This is a genomic window from Pseudolactococcus hodotermopsidis (assembly GCF_011170085.1).
GTDB classification, from domain to species: Bacteria; Bacillota; Bacilli; order Lactobacillales; family Streptococcaceae; genus Pseudolactococcus; species Pseudolactococcus hodotermopsidis.
In genome coordinates this window covers 1-1,509 of record NZ_BLLI01000124.1, presented here as the reverse complement: position 1 = coordinate 1,509, position 1,509 = coordinate 1, and the positions used below count along the sequence as shown (strand labels likewise).

Annotated in this window: 2 protein-coding genes; both read right to left on the bottom strand. The window is 31.1% G+C overall.

Annotation, left to right across the window (positions count from 1 at the left end; translation table 11 throughout):
- Positions 1 to 125: 125 nt before the first annotated feature.
- Complete coding sequence (locus Hs30E_RS10900) at positions 126 to 629, bottom strand: hypothetical protein (protein ID WP_228462055.1); 504 nt, start codon at positions 627 to 629, stop codon at positions 126 to 128.
- Between the two features lie 244 nt (positions 630 to 873).
- Entirely contained in the window at positions 874 to 1,212 is a 339-nt protein-coding gene (locus tag Hs30E_RS10895) for a winged helix-turn-helix transcriptional regulator (RefSeq protein WP_172209955.1), read from the bottom strand.
- Positions 1,213 to 1,509: the final 297 nt, after the last annotated feature.

Genomic DNA, 1,509 nt, shown 5'->3' with positions numbered 1-1,509 from the left:
GCGGTCTTAAGAAGACTGCTCATAGATTCAAAGGTTGGACGTTTAACGCCAACTAGACGTTTAAAATGACTATCGCTGAGTTTGCTGAGGGATTCATAGTTCATGACTATAGTATAACAAATTTTTTATTTTTGGGAGAAGTCTATTTTTAAATCAGTAAAATAACCTTCTGTCCCTACTTCGACCCAAAGTCCAATACTACCGATTGAGTTACCATGTTTCAAATCATTGATAATCAAGACAGGATAGAGTGACTGATTGACAAATAATTTTGCTTGTAAACCTTGAACTTCAATCTTCAAGTCAATCCATTCATCTAAGGCAATCGGTGCATAAGATTCATAAACTGAGGGCGATTCCTCACGTAATCGATCAAATTTGTAATCTGGATAAGAAAAATACTGTGTCGTATGATTTCTTCTTAGTTGATTGGTACTTTGAGCATTACTCGGACGAACATAGATCGCCTCAAATTCACTATTATTCTCATTGATACGAAAAGCTACACCAATAAAACCTCTTGCAAAATCGGGTGCATCAGGCAAGACTTTACTCTTAACTTTTACTTCAATCACACCATTATGAAATGCCAAATCATTTAATTTGATAAAAGTTGGTTCGTCAAACAATTTAATTTTGTCACCTTTGATAACTTGAAATATTGATATTTCATCATTCACTAATTTTTTTGCAAAAACATTTACTGCGCTAAAATTGTTTAAAGTCATTAAAATTACTGTTCCTTTTTGAAAATTTGAAGTAAAACTTTCTACTTCATATTTTTATTATAAATGAAGTCGGTACAGAAAAAAAGTAAGCACTTTTTTATTAGAGAGTTACCAAAAGGTAAGATTTTAATAAAAATACAAACTCTTAAATTTTCGATATTAAATTTTCTTTGATATAAATATTTCCCCAATCACTCATCACATCAATAATCGGACGAAGGGATTCTCCCAAATCACTCATTGAATACTCAACTTTCGGCGGTACGACAGCATAAACTTTACGTTTGATAATACCGTCCTTTTCCATTTTTCGCAAATTTTGTGTCAAAACCTTTTGACTAATGCCATTTATAGCTTTTTGTAATTCACCAAAACGCATCGTTTTAAATAATAGTTGTTGTAAAATTAGCAATTTCCACTTATTCCCAATTAAATCAACTGTTGTTGCAACTGGACAAACAGGCAACTCTTCTTTTGTTAGCATGACAATCTCCATATCAGATATTTATTAATCTAATTATATCAAAAATACAGCTAAAAAATACTTATTTTAATCTATCTTATGCTAGATAATTATCATAAAACCAAAACGCAACTTTTGAGCTATTTTTCGACAAGAATTGTCAACGACGAAATAGCGAAAAACAACTGAAGTATCATTCGAAAGTGATAATGTCCTAAGTAGGTCGAAACATAAAATGTCCCAAATGTTAAACTAAGACTTATGAAAAGGATATTACTCACTGTGAATGAATTGAAAAAGTATCGTGTTATCAAGTTA

Bases quoted from the DNA above. Each gene is read 5' to 3' on its own strand.
- Hs30E_RS10895 (WP_172209955.1), bottom strand. From the start codon at position 1,212: ATGCTAACAAAAGAAGAGTTGCCTGTTTGTCCAGTTGCAACAACAGTT.